Source organism: Thermodesulfobacteriota bacterium (assembly GCA_040755095.1).
Classification (GTDB): domain Bacteria; phylum Desulfobacterota; class Desulfobulbia; order Desulfobulbales; family JBFMBH01; genus JBFMBH01.
Genome location: JBFMBH010000076.1, coordinates 18,051 through 20,067, shown reverse-complemented (window position 1 = coordinate 20,067; position 2,017 = coordinate 18,051). Strand labels below are relative to the sequence as shown.

Below are 2,017 nucleotides of genomic sequence, written 5' to 3'. Positions count from 1 at the left end.
GACACCGACCGCATGCTCCCAGGGTTCCGGGCCCTTGTGACCCAACCAACCCTACCCGAACAACTCCTCCAAGCGGTCAAACGACAGACATCCTTGGCCAAACCCAACTGAATATTGTGACCATAGGAACTGGCCTATACAGGCCTATGACGCTGATGCAGCCTGACAGGGTCCATGCACGTCGACCGGATGACCCGGCGTTAGATGAAGCGTCTGACTATTGCAGAAGGGCTTCAGAATTGTCAAATAAAACCGGCAGTTGACTGCAATGCGTAAACAGGTAATCACCACCAGTCATATCGGCTGTTTCACCCGTACCGGCACGCACTGATCTGGTGGTGCTGTCTTTCATCAGGAGACATCCAAGATGGCTGCAGCAGCCAAAAGAATCGTTATTGCAGACGGAATCTCGGACTGTTCGATTGTTATACCGAGCAAGGCTTATGATTCAGAAAAGCATGCGGCAGGAGAACTGCAAATATATTTCGAAAAAATGAGCGGGGCAAGAGTTGCTGTCGTCTCGGAGGACAAGGCCCCCGCAGGTTGTGCTATTCTTGTTGGCAACACCAAGCAGGGGTCTACCATCGTGACCGACGAGGAGGCGGCATCGCTTGGGGAAGAGGGATTTGTTCTGCGGGCCCGTGGAGACAAGTTTGTGATCAGAGGCGGAGGGCAGCGAGGAACGCTTTACGGTGTTTACGGGTTGTTAGAAAATCATCTCGGGATTCGATGGCTTGCCAAAGACACCACGATAATCCCTCGTCGGCAGACGATCGATCTGACCTCGGTTGAAGATCGGCAACGACCAATGATGGAATATCGCGAGCCGTATTTTTTTGAGGCATTCGACGCCGATTGGGCGGCACATAATCGGGTCAACGGAAAGTCATTCCATCTGGAAGAGCGACATGGTCATGGCACAACCTATCTGGGAAATTATGTTCACACCTTTGACCAGTTGGTTCCTCCCTGGAAATACTTCGGGGATCATCCAGAGTATTTTTCGCTAGTGGAGGGAAAGCGAATTTCATATGGGCAACCTTGTCTTAGCAACCCAGATGTTCTCAAGATCGTAAAAGGGGAAGTATTGAGATTGGCTGCTGAGAGTAACGGTCGGCCGGCTATTATCTCTGTTTCCCAAAATGACAATTTCGATGCGTGCACCTGTGAGAAGTGTTTGGCCATGGACAACAAAGAGGGATCTCCGGCCGGTACGCTTTTGAATTTTGTGAATCAAGTTGCCGACGAGGTGGCAGAAGAATATTCAAATATTTTGATTGACACCCTGGCCTACAACTACACCGAAAAAGCACCGCTAACCATTAAACCGCGGCCGAACATGGTCATTCGCCTTTGTCACATGGCGCCCTCCTGTGACATCCACTCACTCAAACGGTGTGATCATAACGCGAATTTTGTGAAAAATTTGAAAGACTGGTCCCGGCTGACCGATCGGCTTTATGCCTGGCACTACAGCACCAACTTTTATCACTACCCTGGAATGTTGCCCAACCTCAACGCCATGAAAGAAGACATCCCATTTTATTACCAACACAACGTAAAAGGAATTTTTGCGCAGGGGAGTTATGAAAGTAATGGCGGAGACATGGCGGAGTTGAAGGCGTGGCTGATTGCCAAAATGCTTTGGGATCCAGGCGCAGATTTTGAAGCCTTGCTGAAGGATTTTATTGATGGATACTACGGGCCAGCAGCTCCAGCGATGACCGAGTACATTTCCTTGCAACGCAGGCATGTGCTCTCTGGTCAACAGCATGCCAATCTCTACTCGTCCCCGGATGCTGGCTACCTGGACGCCGAGCTGTTAGAAAAACTGGGCGAGACGTTGCGCCGTGCAGGGAAACTCGCGGCCGGCAATGAACTGGCATCGGAGCATGTTCGGAAAGCAAAACTTTGGCACGACTATACCCGTCTGGCGGCCCCAACGCTTTTTACTGTTGACGGGAAACCTGCCACCTATGGCGAGCGACTGGCAAGATACGAGCATTTCCTGGAAGAG

At 51.0% G+C, this 2,017-nt stretch carries 2 protein-coding genes; one reads left to right on the top strand and one right to left on the bottom strand.

The features are described from left to right. Positions 1 to 217: 217 nt before the first annotated feature. Positions 218 to 352, bottom strand: a complete 135-nt coding sequence (locus AB1634_12065) for a hypothetical protein (protein MEW6220252.1) — start codon at positions 350 to 352, stop codon at positions 218 to 220. 15 nt (positions 353 to 367) lie between these two features. Here AB1634_12065 and AB1634_12060 point away from each other — a divergent pair. Further along, on the top strand, positions 368 to 2,017 hold a 1,650-nt coding region (locus AB1634_12060), incomplete at its 3' end, for a DUF4838 domain-containing protein (GenBank protein ID MEW6220251.1).